The 14,868-nt window shown below is 38.8% G+C and carries 14 protein-coding genes; 12 read left to right on the top strand and 2 right to left on the bottom strand.

The genetic code is table 11. The features are described from left to right. The first annotated feature begins 103 nt into the window (after positions 1 to 103). From ACQKFG_RS22650 to ACQKFG_RS22610, 9 genes are all read left to right on the top strand, one after another. A complete protein-coding gene (locus ACQKFG_RS22650; RefSeq protein WP_342615821.1) occupies positions 104 to 1,456 on the top strand; it encodes an aminotransferase in 1,353 nt (450 codons plus the stop codon). 145 nt (positions 1,457 to 1,601) lie between these two features. Then, on the top strand, positions 1,602 to 2,351 hold the full coding sequence (locus ACQKFG_RS22645) for a PIG-L family deacetylase (RefSeq protein ID WP_427563125.1): 750 nt from the start codon (positions 1,602 to 1,604) through the stop codon (positions 2,349 to 2,351). Between the two features lie 45 nt (positions 2,352 to 2,396). Further along, complete coding sequence (locus ACQKFG_RS22640) at positions 2,397 to 3,449, top strand: YeiH family protein (RefSeq protein ID WP_427563123.1); 1,053 nt, start codon at positions 2,397 to 2,399, stop codon at positions 3,447 to 3,449. Between the two features lie 266 nt (positions 3,450 to 3,715). Further along, positions 3,716 to 4,423 (top strand): GntR family transcriptional regulator, encoded by a 708-nt coding sequence (locus tag ACQKFG_RS22635; protein ID WP_192204444.1) that lies wholly within the window; start codon positions 3,716 to 3,718, stop codon positions 4,421 to 4,423. Positions 4,424 to 5,017: 594 nt separating this feature from the next. Beyond that, complete coding sequence (locus ACQKFG_RS22630) at positions 5,018 to 6,433, top strand: sigma-54 interaction domain-containing protein (RefSeq protein ID WP_427563121.1); 1,416 nt, start codon at positions 5,018 to 5,020, stop codon at positions 6,431 to 6,433. A gap of 440 nt (positions 6,434 to 6,873) precedes the next feature. Beyond that, positions 6,874 to 8,178, top strand: a complete 1,305-nt coding sequence (locus ACQKFG_RS22625; RefSeq protein ID WP_342615566.1) for a CitMHS family transporter — start codon at positions 6,874 to 6,876, stop codon at positions 8,176 to 8,178. A 7-nt stretch (positions 8,179 to 8,185) separates the two neighbouring features. Continuing rightward, a complete protein-coding gene (locus ACQKFG_RS22620; protein WP_342615568.1) occupies positions 8,186 to 9,526 on the top strand; it encodes an acyclic terpene utilization AtuA family protein in 1,341 nt (446 codons plus the stop codon). Beyond that, on the top strand, positions 9,507 to 9,830 hold the full coding sequence (locus ACQKFG_RS22615; protein ID WP_342615569.1) for an AtuA-related protein: 324 nt from the start codon (positions 9,507 to 9,509) through the stop codon (positions 9,828 to 9,830). Before ACQKFG_RS22620 ends, ACQKFG_RS22615 begins: the two co-directional genes overlap by 20 nt. Positions 9,831 to 10,267: 437 nt before the next feature. After that, positions 10,268 to 10,420, top strand: a complete 153-nt coding sequence (locus tag ACQKFG_RS22610) for a YfhD family protein (protein ID WP_076368975.1) — start codon at positions 10,268 to 10,270, stop codon at positions 10,418 to 10,420. Positions 10,421 to 10,983: 563 nt separating this feature from the next. Here ACQKFG_RS22610 and ACQKFG_RS22605 read toward each other — a convergent pair. Next, positions 10,984 to 11,472, bottom strand: coding sequence for a divergent PAP2 family protein (locus ACQKFG_RS22605; protein WP_192204449.1), 489 nt, complete (start codon positions 11,470 to 11,472; stop codon positions 10,984 to 10,986). Positions 11,473 to 11,727: 255 nt separating this feature from the next. Here ACQKFG_RS22605 and ACQKFG_RS22600 point away from each other — a divergent pair, with 255 nt between their 5' ends. Then, a complete protein-coding gene (locus ACQKFG_RS22600) occupies positions 11,728 to 12,099 on the top strand; it encodes a hypothetical protein (RefSeq protein WP_260287981.1) in 372 nt (123 codons plus the stop codon). A gap of 25 nt (positions 12,100 to 12,124) precedes the next feature. Further along, positions 12,125 to 13,393, top strand: a complete 1,269-nt coding sequence (locus ACQKFG_RS22595) for an erythromycin esterase family protein (RefSeq protein ID WP_427563116.1) — start codon at positions 12,125 to 12,127, stop codon at positions 13,391 to 13,393. A gap of 432 nt (positions 13,394 to 13,825) precedes the next feature. On the opposite strand, the gene ACQKFG_RS22590 is transcribed toward ACQKFG_RS22595, so the two are convergent. After that, positions 13,826 to 14,266, bottom strand: a complete 441-nt coding sequence (locus ACQKFG_RS22590) for a GNAT family N-acetyltransferase (protein WP_427563114.1) — start codon at positions 14,264 to 14,266, stop codon at positions 13,826 to 13,828. 122 nt (positions 14,267 to 14,388) lie between these two features. On the opposite strand from ACQKFG_RS22590, the gene ACQKFG_RS22585 reads away from it, so the two are divergent. Next, entirely contained in the window at positions 14,389 to 14,841 is a 453-nt protein-coding gene (locus tag ACQKFG_RS22585) for a MarR family winged helix-turn-helix transcriptional regulator (RefSeq protein ID WP_427563113.1), read from the top strand. The last annotated feature ends 27 nt before the right edge of the window (positions 14,842 to 14,868 follow it).

The raw sequence follows: 14,868 nt of genomic DNA, 5'->3' as shown, positions 1-14,868 counted from the left end.
TGGTCATCGCACCATCACCAATTCGCTCTAAAAAGGTCTGTAACAGCATGGGAACTTAACTTAATTGTGTTCAATGAATAATAAGGGGGTTTCAATTGTGAAGATGGAAACTGAAACGAAAGACCTTGTTCAAATGGATAAAGACCATTTATGGCATGCGATGCATCGCTATAATGAGAAGGATGCTCCCATGATGGCTACAGAAGGATCCGGCTCATGGTTCACGGATACTAAAGGAGATAAATATCTAGATGGGGTTTCCGGTTTATGGTGCTTGAACCTGGGTCACGGGCGAAAAGAGATTGCGCAGGCAGCCTATGAACAAATGATTAACTTATCTTATTTCCCATTGACGTTAAGTCATAAGCCGGCAATCGAATTATCTGCAAAAATAAGTGAACATTTAAAGGGCTCCTATACAACGTTTTTTACGAACAGCGGCTCTGAGGCGAATGAGACAGCTTTTAAAATAGCCAGGCAATATCATTCCCAAAATGGCAATCAGGGTAAATACAAATTCATCTCTAGGTACAGAGCTTATCATGGCAATACTTTTGGCGCGCTAAGCGCAACTGCACAGGCAAATCGGAGAGTGAAATATGATCCTGCGGTTCCAGGTTTCCTGCATGTGCCACCGCCGTACAGTTATCGGAGTCCGTTTGGGGAAAACGTTGAAAATTCCGATTTGCTTGCAGCTGAATATATCGATCAGGTCATTAACTTTGAAGGGGCTGAAACGGTAGCTGGTGTTATTCTTGAACCATTCATCTCTGGTGGCGGGGTCCTTATTCCTTCCAAAGAATACTTAACAAGGGTTTCGGAAATCTGTAAGAAGCATGATGTTCTTTTAATTGTGGATGAAGTGGTTTCAGGTTTTGGAAGAACCGGAAAAATGTTTGGGTTCATGCACTCCGATGGGGTTCAGCCTGATATTGTTACAATGGCAAAGGGTTTGACCAGCGGTTATCTTCCCCTTGGAGCAACGGCGGTGAATTCCAGGATTTACGAGAAATTCAAAGAGAACGGAAATTTAAATCATTTCAGGCATGTGTCAACATATGGAGGCCACCCTGCATCTTGCGCAGTTGCGCTAAAGAACATTGAAATCTTGGAAAATGAAAAAATCGTTCAACGTGTATCTGAGCTTAGTGAATCGACACTAAGTGAGCTCTTTGAACTGACAGCCCTGGATAAGGTAGGGGAAGTTCGGGGAGTTGGGTTTTTATATGGCATTGAATTAGTGGAAGATAAAAAGACAAAAACGCCTGTTTCCGATGCGTTCATGGGTAAAATAATCGGGGCTTGCAAGGAAAAGGGTCTTATCATCGGCCGTAATGGTGATACAGTTCCTGGATATGGAAATGTATTGATCATTGCACCGCCTTTATCTTCGACCGTTGAAGATTTACGCTTTGTCATAGAAACGGTTAAATCCGTTTTATATGAATTATGCTAACCAAAATAGATGATTGAGCTTTAGGGACTATATAGACGAAAAGTGAAGATGGGCATGACATGTCTAACCGTTATGACATCCATGTCCATTTTTTCATGGTGGGTCTAACTGGGGGAAAACTGGAGAATCCAATGTAGGAGGAAATATGCAATCACAACATAGGTTATTGGTGGTTCTTGCACATCCCGATGATGAGTCATTCCTGTGTGGCGGCACCATTGCCAAAATGTCTGAGCGAGGTGTTCATATTACATTACTTTGTGCGACAAAAGGCGAAATGGGCAGGCGCATGGGAAATCCCATCATTACAACAAGGGAGGCATTGCCTGAACTAAGGGTAGAGGAGTTAAAAAGAGCTTGTGAAGAATTGGGGATAAGCGACCTGCGATTTTTAAACGTAAGGGATAAAACGATTGAATTTGAAAGCTTCGATTTATTGGCTGAGAGAATCGTAAAGGTGATTCGTGAAGTTCAACCGGATGCATTAGTAACATTCCACGGGAAATATGGGGGGCATCCAGACCATTGTGCGATAGGCCGTGCTGCCGAATTTGCTTTTCTAAAATCCGGTGATCCCGATTATTATCCAGATTCAGTATTTCCAGCTTTTAAGGTTCATAGTCTATACTTTGTCCTTTGGCATGCTTTTTATGATGAATGGATAAAAGAAAACGGGATGAGCAGTATCACAAGAGTGAATATTGCAGGGACTTTACAGAAAAAAATCCGTGCCTTAAGGTCCCATCGTTCCCAGACCCTGGCCGTATCTGAATTGTGGGGGAATCAAAATCCAAGCTTGCCATATTTAAAGAAATCCGAGTGTTTTATTAAAGGGAATTCACCTACCAATATAGAAGGAACCGATTTTTTTCAAAAGATTGAAAGGTTGGGATGATCCGTAATTTGGACTTTAATTTATCTGGAAAGGGGGAAGGAATATATGGAATTAGAAAAATATGAGCCACTGGAAGAAACACCGCAAGAACAGAAAAAGTTGCTTCAAAACAGGGTGGTTTTGTGGCTGAGCGGTATCGCTTTCACCTTTTTTATTGCCCTCTTAGGCTTGGGGCTGTCCAAGATTGCAGGATTCAATCGAATCGGTCCACTTGCTTGCTCGATCATCATTGCCGTGATTTATCGTCAAATTGCGGGATATCCAGAAAAGTTCCGGACGGGAATAGAATTTTCTGCAAAAAAACTTTTGCGTTTTGCCATTATTTTATACGGGTTGAAATTAAATATCGATGTGATTTTCAATCAAGGTCTGCCATTGTTGGTACGTGACATAGGAACAGTGACTTTTGCAATAGTCGTGATGGTCCTGATTGCAAAGTGGTTTAAGGCAGATGCCTCCATTTCCCTTCTTCTTGCTGTAGGAACCGGAATATGCGGTGCAGCAGCCATCGCGGCAATATCTCCTATCGTGAAAGCGAAGGAAGAAGATACAGCCATAGGTGTCGGGATAATCGCGTTAATGGGAACACTTTTCTCCATTGTTTATACACTTTTACGTCCGGTCCTTCCGCTATCTGCTTTGGATTATGGAATTTGGTCTGGGATCAGTCTTCATGAAATCGCCCATGTTGCCTTGGCGGGAGCACCGGCGGGTGAAGATGCGCTAGCGATTGCACTTCTTGCAAAATTGGGCCGTGTCTTTTTACTTATCCCATTATGTTTCATTTTTATGTATTGGATGAAAAAACGCACAACCGGGAAAATGGGCCATGATGCCAAAATTGATTTTCCATGGTTCCTCGTTGGTTTTATAATCATGAGTCTAATAGGAAGTTATGTGTTTGGAACGTATATCACGGTGTCTCCTCTCGTAATGGATGGTATTTCCAAAACGACTACATTTATATTGACAATGGCCATGATCGGTCTTGGACTGAATGTTAGCCTGCAGGCACTGCGGACAAAAGCCATGCGTCCTCTTTTAGCGATGACCATTACTTCTTTGCTGCTCTCGATAATCTCGTACTTTATCGTTTAATAGATAAGATTTACTATTTTTCCTCATTAAATATGCCTGAAACGTTATAAAGGTTGCATATAGGATAAGCCCTGAATACATAAATCTATTCAGGTTTTTTTCATCTGAAGAAACGTTTTATTGGAAAAGAAGGAGTGGAAAAAAGGTAGAATCCTAATTTAAGGAAAAATCAACCGTCGGCATGTTTGAATATTATAATTATTTGGTTTACAATATAAGAACTGATACGAACATTATGATGTCTTTTTCTGTTTGGAGGAAATTTTATGGAGTTAGACTTTAAAAATCCAATCCCTTTACATGCTCAATTGAAAACCATATTGGAAAATCAGATTTTGGAAGGTTATTATAAAGATAAAATCCCGAGTGAAAGGGAACTCATGGATATGTATTCTGTCAGCAGGAGCACTGTACGGGAAGCCGTATCCATCCTGGTTCGTGAGGGGATATTGGAAAAAAGGCATGGGAAGGGAACGTTCGTTTCCCTTAAACCTGTACAAGAATGGCTTAAGATGATAAGTTTTACGGAAACCACTAAAAGCATGGGCATTGAACTACTTGATCATGGCCGTGTAATGACACCTGAAAATATAGCTGATGCAAATGGGTTTGATGATGAATCTTACCATATTAAAAGGCTGCGGTTGCAGGGGGATGTCCCAATAGCCATAGAATTGCATTATTATTCTTTGGACCTAGGAAAAAAATTGACGAAATTCGATTTAAGTACAACCGTATTGTATGATGCACTCGAAGGTGATCTAAACATTGACTTTTGTGAAGCGGAACAAATCATAACCTGCGGCTTCCCAACAAAAGAAGATGCAGAACATTTAGGAATAGCCGAAACGATGTGCTTGCTGATTACAGAACGAATGATTTTTGATTCTGATGGTAACTTAGTAGAATATTATAAAGGGTTATTCCGATCGGATATGTACTCATTCGCAATGAAAATGTCTCGGAAGAATTGATTTTGCACATAAAGTGACCTAAGCCTTTCTAAGAAGCAGAGAGGCTTAGGTCATTTTCGCTTCTAATATCATTGAGTTAGTCGATTATTTTGAACCGTATTAAAACGCCATTCAAAACTTTCCATTAAAACCCGATTAGCTATAATATGAGTTACCACCGGGTTCAACGTAGTTTTAGGGTAGAAAAATGGCTGATTTAGTTGAGACAATATATAAAGTAAATCTATAATATTCAACGTACACATTGATTGGACTTTATGAAAGGATTGGCTGTTTCATGAAATAACCGCTTCTTCAGTCTTTCAAGACAAATCGTCCCCCCAGGCGCTCCAAGTCAAATCCTTAAATGCCTATTTATGCATACTCGTACACAAAATAAAACGATTCGAAAACAAAGGTAGTCAATTAGGTTGCACACAATGAAAAGTAGACCAGAACTTCGTTGCAGCGACTGACCTCTCCAGACATGCCAAGCGACACATAACAACCACAAAGAAAATTACCACGAATGGGCTGTTTAGAGATAAAAATAAAGAAATGATCCAGGTGAAAAAAGCTGAAATATGGACTATATGGGTGAAAGGAGTAATTTCCTTGAAAGAGCAATCAAATAATAAAAACAATGCTTCAATTAGTGAAAATAGCATAGGCTGGTGGAAATCAATTATAGAATCAATCAATGATGGTGTTTTAGTGATTGATCATAATGGGTATGTAAGGATGATCAATCCTGAATATACACGTATTACAGGTGTTACTGCTGAAATCATAGGGAAGCCACTGGTAAAATATCGGCCCGGAGCGCAACTTACAAAAACACTAAAAGATTGTCAATGTCGTGTTGGAGTTTACCGAAAGACAAAAGACCGAGAATATGTGGTTGATATGGCTCCAATTATTCTCAATGAACAGGTTGTTGGCGCTGTGTCCGTCTGCAAAAGTTTAACTGAAGTTCATAAATTGTCAATTGAACTTCAAAAACAAAACGAGAAAGTCCGGCAGCTTAAAAAGCAGATGAATTCGCTTTATCAAGTAAAATACACTTTTGATGACATCATTGGAAAAGATGGCGGGTTGAAGGACGTTGTGTATGTGGCAAAACGGGTTTCCGATTCCAACTTTCCAATTTTAATTATCGGCGAGAGCGGGACAGGAAAAGAATTATTCGCACAGGCTATTCATCATAAAAGCCATCGTGGTAATAAGCCTTTTATTCCAGTTAATTGTGCGTCTATTCCACCTTCTTTATTAGAAAGTGAATTATTCGGTTATGGAGATGGGGCCTTTACCAATGCAAAAAAAGGCGGTAAAATCGGCTTATTTGAAATGGCAGACCAGGGTACGCTCTTTTTGGATGAAATTGGTGATATGTCATATGATCTTCAGGCTAAGTTACTCAGGGTGTTACAAGAAAGTAAGATCAGAAGAGTAGGAGAAACAGAAGAGCGAAATATTGATGTCAGGATTATTGCCGCTACACACCGTGATTTACAACAGCTTGTAAATAAAAATCATTTTCGCGGAGATTTGTTTTATAGACTTAATGTTATAGGCTTAAAGATAGCACCTCTTCGAGAACGAAGAGAGGATATCCCTGAACTGATTCAATCATTGCTTCGTTCGTCATTAACTCCATCAGCTAAGGAGGGTTCTATGTATACTATTGACGAACAAACTTTAGAATTTTTACGGTCATATGAATGGCCTGGCAATGTTCGAGAATTGAGAAATGTGATCGACTTTGCAACTTGTATGGCAGAAGGTATGGAGATAAAGATCCAACACCTACCTGATGTATTGATGAAGCTCGAATTGAATCGCTTAGATTCTACTCTAAAACCAAACGGTCGAACACTAAAGGACATAACGGAAGAAGCAGAATCAAAATTCATCCAAGAAATTTTGGGGCAGTTTGGAAATGATATGGAAGGAAGAAAAAAAACCGCAAATTCTCTAGGGGTGTCTTTGGCCACCTTATATAATAAAATGAAAAAATACCGTATTATTTAAAGTGATTTCTAAAAAGTTAGAATAATATCCATCGAATTCTAAAAAATTAGAAATCAACCAAGGCTATAGAATAGGGGATAAAGAAATTTATTTGAGAATCTTAGTGATATTTTCTAAAAAATTAGAATTTGAATCCACTATAAATGAAAGCGCTAGCAACAAAGTGCTTTCTTTTTTTTGTTTTAAAAATTTTTAAATGAGTACTTAAATAACTGATAAATCAGCATTAGAGTGAACAAACATCTAAGAAAATCAAACTGCAATAATAATTTAAATATTACATTCTTTGTTTAGGCATGGTTCTTGCAAAAGTATAGTACACAGCAAAACTCTTATAGAAAGGGTAATGAAATCCTTGGAAATATGCCTCGAGGGGAAAAATTTTTTCATCTGGGCTATGTCAGTAAACATTCAATTTACGACTCATTGGGAGGGATTATATGTTAGCTATTTTAGGTTTCTTGACAATAGGGGTTTTCCTTTACCTCATTATGACAAAACGTTTATCAGTCTTGATTGCTCTGGTGTTGGTGCCGATCGTTTTTTCTTTAATTGGCGGATTTGGCTTGGGGATAGGAGAAATGATGTTAGCTGGTATCGTAAAGGTTGCTCCTACAGGAATTATGGTGGCTTTTGCTGTTTTATATTTTGGACTGATGATGGACACGGGTTTGTTTGATCCAATCGTATCTAAGATGCTTCTTATCGTGAAAGGAGATCCCTTAAAAGTGGTGGTGGGCACGGCTGTTATCACAATGCTTGTATCCTTGGATGGGGATGGTGCTTCTACTTTTATGATAACTGTTTCCGCTTTCCTTCCTCTTTATAAGAGATTGAAGATGAATCCTCTCATTTTAGCAGGTGTAGTTGCTTTGGGCGCCGGTGTCATGAATCTTGCACCATGGGGCGGTCCAACAGCAAGGGCGATGGCAACTTTAAATGTCACTTCTGCTCAACTGTTTAATCCTATTCTACCTGCTATGGTTGCAGGTGTCCTATGGGTGTTGTTTTCATCCTATTTGCTTGGAAAAAGAGAAAGGGAAAGATTAGGGATTATAGATATGGGGGAAAAGGACAACATATCTTTTCAAGAATTAGCGGCAACGACGTTAGAATTTAAGCGACCCCAACTTTTTTGGTTCAATCTTATTTTGACACTGATTCTTCTCATCGCTTTAATCAAAGTATGGCTTCCACTACCTACTTTATTTATTATTGCTTTTACAATTGCTTTATTGGTGAATTACCCAAACCAAAAACAACAGATGGAGCGGATCACAAGTCATGCAAACAACGTTGTTATGGTTTCGACCATGATCTTTGCGGCGGGGATTTTTACCGGTATTTTGACCGGAACAAAAATGATTGATGCTATGGCGCTTTCAATGGTGTCGGTTATTCCTGAAGCGATGGCGGGCTACTTGCCTATTTTGACAGCTATAACAAGCATGCCTCTAAGTTTAGTTTTTACACCGGATGCTTACTATTTTGGAGTTTTACCTATCATTAGTCAAACCGCTTCTACTTTTGGAATTGATCCCATCGAAGTGGGCCGGGCAGCTATACTGGGGCAAATGACAACCGGCTTCCCATTAAGTCCATTAACAGCCTCTACGTTTATTCTTATAGGAATGACAGGCGTTGATTTAGGGGATCATCAGCGTTTTATTTTTAAATGGGCATTTGGAACAACAATTATCATGACTATCGTAGCCCTGCTAACAGGAGCTATTACTATTATTTGAGGTGATTATGTTGATTAGAATCGGTTCAGGTGCAGGATTTTCAGGTGATCGGTTGGAACCCGCACTACTCCTTGCAGAAAAAGGGAATTTGGATTATCTAGTGTTGGAATGTTTGGCTGAACGGACAATCGCGCTGGCGCATAAGCGAAAAAAAGAGAATTCTTCATTGGGCTATGATCCGCTGCTTGAAAAGCGGATGGAGCTTTTACTTCCAACACTCATTCAAAATGGTGTGCGCTTAATTACAAATATGGGAGCAGCCAACCCGGTCAGTGGTGCTGAAAAAGTAATTGAAATTGCCCAACGACTAGGTCTTTCTATCAAAGTGGCGGCTGTGACAGGGGATGATGTATCGTCATTCCTGGATACAGAGGCACAGACTATGGAAACAAATAAGCCTCTACATTCATATGGCCCAATTTTATCGGCAAATGCCTATCTTGGTGTGGAAGCTATTTTACCTGCGTTAGAAAAAGAAGCAGACATTATTCTGACCGGGAGAGTGGCGGATCCATCCTTATTTTTAGCGCCAATGGTTCACCACTTCGGCTGGTCGGTTGACGAGACAGATTTGATTGCAAAGGGAACCATTATTGGCCACCTTTTGGAATGCGGTGGTCAAATTGCTGGTGGTTATTACGCAGATCCTGGGAAAAAGGATGTTCCACACTTGGAGGACTTAGGATTTCCGTATGCGGAGGTACGAGCAGACGGTTCTGCCTTGATTGCAAAAATTTCAAATACAGGTGGAGTTATCAATCTAATGACGGCGAAAGAACAGCTTTTATATGAAGTCACAAATCCGAACGAATACATTACACCTGATGTAATTGCAGACTTTATGTCAGTTAAGCTTCGAGAGGCAGGACCGAATCGAATTGAAGTAACAGGAGGGAAAGGAAAGAAACGGCCGGAAACGTTAAAAGTAAGCGTCGGTTACCATGCAGGGTTTATAGGAGAAGGAGAAATTTCATATGCAGGTTCAAATGCATGGGGACGGGCACAACTAGCTGGAGACATTATGAGAACGAGACTTGAGAAGAGTTTTGATGAGTTGCGGATTGATTATATCGGTGTTTCATCCACACACCGGAATACGTTTGGGCAATGGAATGAACCATACGAAGTCCGACTAAGGGTCGCAGCTAAAGCACAAAGTCTAAGCGAAGCCGCTAAAATTGGTGAAGAGGTTGAATCTCTTTACACAAACGGGCCAGCCGGTGGAGGAGGAGCAAGAAAGTATACACACGAAGTTTTAGGAATTGTTTCTTCTCTACTTCCTCGTGAAGAAATTGAAGTGAGTGTTGTAATAAAGGAGAGTGTACTGCATGAAGAGAAAACTATATGAGCTTGCCCACAGTCGCGCCGGTGATAAAGGGAATATTTTGATGCTTTCGCTTATTCCATATCATGAAAAAGACTATTCCCTTTTATGCAAAGAAGTAACAATAGAGAGAGTAAAACAACATTTTAAGGACATTGTTGATGGTGAAATTTTTCGATACGAGCTTCCAAATATCGCTGCACTTCAGTTCGTTTGCCATCAAGCTTTGCTTGGCGGAGTTACAATATCACTCGGTATGGATACGCATGGGAAAAGTTTGAGTTACGCCTTATTGGAGATGGAAATAGAGGTACAAGAAGCGTTATAGGAGGGGGATAAAAAAATAAGAAAATTTATAAATGATATCGGACGTTATATCATCTGATTGTCCTCTAATATTTTGATTTTCTGGAACAAGTAAAAAAGGAAACCAAAGATGAAGCGTACACAGAACTCGACAAGAAATTTAAAGAGGTTACGAAACAAATAAATGAACTTTTGTGACGAATAGACTGTAGTTATTTTGTAAATCTTGAATGAATCTTTAAAATAATGTGAAGTAGAGGTAGTGTAGTTTTAAGACAATCTGCATCAAAGAAAAGGATTTCTTATTCAACACTCAGGTGCGTTAAGTGGTATAAGAAGGAGCTGTTCCAAAAAACTGTTCTTAAGATAAAAATGTTCGTTCATGAGCAAATCTAAAGATATATAAATGTGGTTCTTAGCCATACTAATAAAGATTAAAATTCGTTAGGAGGCAATATAATGGGAAGATCAAACAATCATAAACCATCTAGCAGCAAAAAGGCGTTACCTCAAACTCCCGAAAACTTAAAAATAGAACCGGATCGTGTTGATGAAGAGTTTTCTCGTGAGCTAGGTGAAAGTGGAAAAATTAGAGCTACAAGACCTAAATGAAACAAAAAAAGTGAAAGATACAGAATGATTTTTACACTCCTTTTTAAATGTAAGTAAAACAAAAAAATCGCGCTGCTTTTTTATTTTCTTATAGAATCAAAGGTGTGTTAGTGAAACAATAATCGCAGAACGGAAGTGGTTTGGCGAAAAAACTTTGCAAGTTTACTTAAGAGATCGATTTTATAGTTAATGAAAAAAAGGATCTTCAATGTGGAGATCCTTTAATGCTGTTTCTTCAACTAAAGTTAATCTTAGTCGAAGAAACAGTGTCACTTTAATAAATATTAATAGTACACCTTTGAGAGAAGTAAGAATAAACGGGTCATCTTAAGACAACTTAGTTGAAACTTCTATAAGTTAAACTGAATAAATTATTAGTCATGTCTATGTTAATAACATAGACATGTTTTGATTGTAATTTTTTTATAAGAAAAAACACTTTACTGAGATGTTTTTTTAGATAATTTCATGTTGAAAATATCTATATATATGTTGATCTTCTTTACCTTGTTCCTTACATACCTTACTTCAAAATCTGGAATATCAAAGCATGCATGACGTAATCAGCCTTTGATTCTAGAGGGCTTGCCATCCTCCAATTTAGCCGAAATAAGCCCTAGTACCACACCAAGCAACGCACCTGCTCCAACTTCCACAGGCTGATGGCCGAGGAGTTCATTCAGTTCTTTCTCACGCTCCACATACTCAAAGCTCGGAAACTCTCCCGAAAATTTCGCCATATTATCTTCAAGATCATTCACAAGCTTGGCAATTTCCCCTGTATGGCGCCGAATCCCTTGAGCATCATACATCACAATCACGCCAAACACTGTGGCAAGCGCTGTTTCCGTATGCAGCCAGCCTTTATTCGCTGCCACATATGATGCCAGTGCGGCCACACCGGCGGAGTGCGAACTAGGCATTCCACCTGTTGTGAAAGCCTGTTTCAAGTCCCACTTTCCCGTCAGCTTATAATGCGTAAAAATTTTCAGCCCTTGCGCAATCCCGATTGCTGACAGCGCCGTTAAAATTCCCCGATTCATCTTTTCCATGAGCAACTCCTCCACTCCAGACCAGTCCAACCCAATCCAGGATATTATCTTCCCTCTTTTGATACCCCAATAATAATTTTTATATGCAGCAGTCCCATGATTATCGGCTGTTATTAAAGGTCAAGCTTCATGTAAATAATGACCCTTTTTTCAGTGTCCGTGTTCGGCTATTTCATAATAATTATTTATAGGATGGGTACCTTAAGGAAAATATATAACGGAAGGTAATTAACATGGTGTTAAGGTGGCAATGGAATGAACAAGGTCAAGGATATAAATCCGGAAGAGCAAAAAAAGATCATGAAGGTAACCGAGCGAATGTCTTTCACGAAAAACTTCAGATCAGCTACTGCAGAAGAATGGTTTGTTTTCATTCCCGGCTTTAATGATCCAGTTACTGAAGGAGCTGCTGGAAAGGCTATAGTTCACTACAATTTATATGGAAACAAAGATATGTTCATTAACACGACGGTCATTCTGGATGACCCTGTTCTATTTGAGGTGGAAAATTTCCAGCTGGTTTACTCTATTTGTGATGAACTTATAAATCGTCTAGTGGGGTACGCTGATACTTTACTGTCCGTACATGCAGGTTCAAATTCTTACAATGCTGAGTACAAACGCTAATGGTCGAGAACAAGGGGGAAAAACAGTGCATCATAATCTGGTTCAGTCAATAATCGAACAATCAGTCATGCTTAAAAGTGAAGCAGCTTGGGATAAGCTCGTTCAACAAGTTAAAAATTCAAAATTTGTATTGCTAGGTGAGGCATCGCATGGAACATCCGAGTTTTACACGGCCAGAGTCGAAATAACAAAAAAACTGATTCAAGAAAAAGGGTTCACCTTTGTAGCCGTTGAAGGCGATTGGCCCGCATGCCAGGCAATCAATAGGTATGTTAAAGGCTATGACCAAGTATTTAATTCGGCGAGGGATGTGCTTAAGATTTTTGACCGCTGGCCGACCTGGATGTGGGCAAACGAGGAAATGATCGACCTGATTGAATGGATGAAGGAATACAATGAGTCTGGACAAAATCAAACGAAAGTTGGATTTTATGGAATAGATATTTACAGTCTTTGGGAATCCATGGATGAAGTTATCCATTACTTAAAACAAATTGATTCACCTGACCTCGAGGCTGCAAGACGGGCGTTCACATGTTTTGAGCCATTCAATCGGAATAATGAAGAGTACGCAGTTTCTGCAGGCATTTTTTCTGAAGACTGTATAGAGGAAGTAGCCAAATTACTGACGACTATTCAACGGAAAAAAGAAAAATACCCGAATCATGAAGAATTGAATTTGAACCTTCAAGTGAATGCATTAGTAGCGTATAATGCAGAAAATTATTACAGGACAATGGTGGTTCATGATGATAAATCATGGAATATCCGAGATATGCATATGGTGGATGCACTAAATGAAATAATGGATTTTTACGGTTCAAAAGGCAAGGCGATTGTATGGGAACATAATACCCATGTTGGCGATGCCAGCGCTACTGATATGAGAGATTCCGGGATGATTAACGTAGGGCAGGTCATTCGTGAACAAAACCCAGCTGAAGATGTATTTATCACAGGTTTCGGAACCTATACGGGAACTGTCATTGCAGCAGATGAGTGGGGGGTGGATCTTGAAATAAAAACAGTACCTCCTGCAATGAATGGAAGTTGGGAGGAGGCAATGCACCTTTCGGGGGCTTATGATAAGTTGCTCATTTTCACCGATGAAAATCGGCAGTTATTCCAAGATAGGATTGGCCATCGGGCGATTGGAGTTGTATACAAACCGGAATATGAACAATATGGAAACTATGTACCTTCTGTAATGTCAGAAAGATATGATGCTTTTATTTATATGGATGAAACTCAGGCACTTCACCCACTTGTTCATAAAACAGCACCCGTTGTGTAATAAATTTCTAGCCCTTAATAACATTTTAGGTTATTAAGGGCTTGTTCGTGCTTATTCCTATTGACCAAAATTGGTGTGTTATGAAAATTGTCCTCGCCAAAATGAAAAATATCATTGCCCCAATGACTGTGAAAGATGCAGAATTTTTGCTGCTGAATATAAATCTGATCCTTGCAGGAAGTGTCAAAAGAATGTTTAACTTTTGTAAAACAATACCAAGACCTATTAGTAAAGCAGGTAGTAGAACCATAAATTCTGGTTTTTTCCTTTTTAAGAGCGAACTTAAAAGTATCGTGTAAAAAGTCGACCAAAAGAGCATCAAATGGTAATGATGTTCCAAGGTCTGATTGTATCGTTAAAGAACAACCTAAGATTAATAGTATGATCCCATCAAATACAGGGTAATGTTTGTTTTATTCACATTGAACACACTTATTCGTTCATTAATTCTTTTATCATTAAAAGATGAGGACCGCCATCTTCCATAAAGACATCGGATGAAGTCTGATAGCCGAGTTTTTTATAAAAACCCTCTGCCTGTGTTTGTCCATGTAATTTAACCTTGGATAGTTCCTTTTCCTTTGCAATCTCTTCTAAAGTTTTAATTATTATTTTTCCAAGGCCAAATTTACGGTAAGGCTCCAAGATGCAAATTCTCTCCAATTTACCTAAACCATCAACAACTCTTAACCTTCCAGTTCCGACTGGTTTTTCATTATAATAGACTAATATGTGTTCAGAAGAAGCATGAAGTGCATCAAATTCATCAAATTCAGTTTCTAATAGGAAACCTTGTTCCTCAACAAATACTTCTTTTCTGATATGAAAGGCTATTTTTAAATCGCTTTCTGTAGTAATTCTTTTTGATTCCAATGTTCTTCATTCCTTTTCTAGATTTATGTAATAAGACAAGTCATAATAAATGTATATCCTTTTTTAGTATAAACGAAATTATTTTTGTTGTAAATACAACAAAAAAGTTAGGGGCACTTTGAATGAAAGAAATACTCCGTGAAATTGGAATGATAGCAAGGGCATTGGACTCTATAAGTAATATTGAATTTAAAGAATTTGACCTTACAAAAGGGCAATATTTGTATCTTGTCCGAATATGTGAAAATCCAGGAATCATTCAGGAAAAGTTAGCAGAAATGATAAAGGTTGATCGAACTACAGCGGCTCGTGCCATTAAAAAACTTGAAATTCAAGGTTTTATTGAAAAGAAAAATGATGAGGGCAACAAAAAAATTAGAAAGTTATATGCTACTGATAAAGGTGAAAAGGTCTATCCCTTTTTGAAAAAAGAAGGAGAGTATACCGACAAGATTGCATTATCTGGATTTTCTTTGGAGGAAACGGAAACGATGTTGCTTCTTCTCCAAAGGGTCAGAAAAAATATTGAGGTAGATTGGGAATTTGTGAAAAAGGGAAATAAAAGGGGATATTGATGCAGCTTATAAGTCATCACTGAATCA

The sequence above is a fragment of the Peribacillus sp. NPDC076916 genome (assembly GCF_050269675.1).
Taxonomy (GTDB): Bacteria; Bacillota; Bacilli; order Bacillales; family DSM-1321; genus Peribacillus; species Peribacillus aracenensis.
The sequence above is the reverse complement of the archived record's forward strand: the minus strand, read 5'-3'. Positions and strand labels throughout refer to the sequence as shown.

Bases quoted from the DNA above. Each gene is read 5' to 3' on its own strand.
- ACQKFG_RS22650 (WP_342615821.1), top strand. From the start codon at position 104: ATGGAAACTGAAACGAAAGACCTTGTTCAAATGGATAAAGACCATTTA.
- ACQKFG_RS22645 (WP_427563125.1), top strand. From the start codon at position 1,602: ATGCAATCACAACATAGGTTATTGGTGGTTCTTGCACATCCCGATGAT.
- ACQKFG_RS22640 (WP_427563123.1), top strand. From the start codon at position 2,397: ATGGAATTAGAAAAATATGAGCCACTGGAAGAAACACCGCAAGAACAG.
- ACQKFG_RS22635 (WP_192204444.1), top strand. From the start codon at position 3,716: ATGGAGTTAGACTTTAAAAATCCAATCCCTTTACATGCTCAATTGAAA.
- ACQKFG_RS22625 (WP_342615566.1), top strand. From the start codon at position 6,874: ATGTTAGCTATTTTAGGTTTCTTGACAATAGGGGTTTTCCTTTACCTC.
- ACQKFG_RS22620 (WP_342615568.1), top strand. From the start codon at position 8,186: ATGTTGATTAGAATCGGTTCAGGTGCAGGATTTTCAGGTGATCGGTTG.
- ACQKFG_RS22615 (WP_342615569.1), top strand. From the start codon at position 9,507: ATGAAGAGAAAACTATATGAGCTTGCCCACAGTCGCGCCGGTGATAAA.
- ACQKFG_RS22610 (WP_076368975.1), top strand. From the start codon at position 10,268: ATGGGAAGATCAAACAATCATAAACCATCTAGCAGCAAAAAGGCGTTA.
- ACQKFG_RS22605 (WP_192204449.1), bottom strand. From the start codon at position 11,472: ATGGAAAAGATGAATCGGGGAATTTTAACGGCGCTGTCAGCAATCGGG.
- ACQKFG_RS22600 (WP_260287981.1), top strand. From the start codon at position 11,728: ATGAACAAGGTCAAGGATATAAATCCGGAAGAGCAAAAAAAGATCATG.
- ACQKFG_RS22585 (WP_427563113.1), top strand. From the start codon at position 14,389: ATGAAAGAAATACTCCGTGAAATTGGAATGATAGCAAGGGCATTGGAC.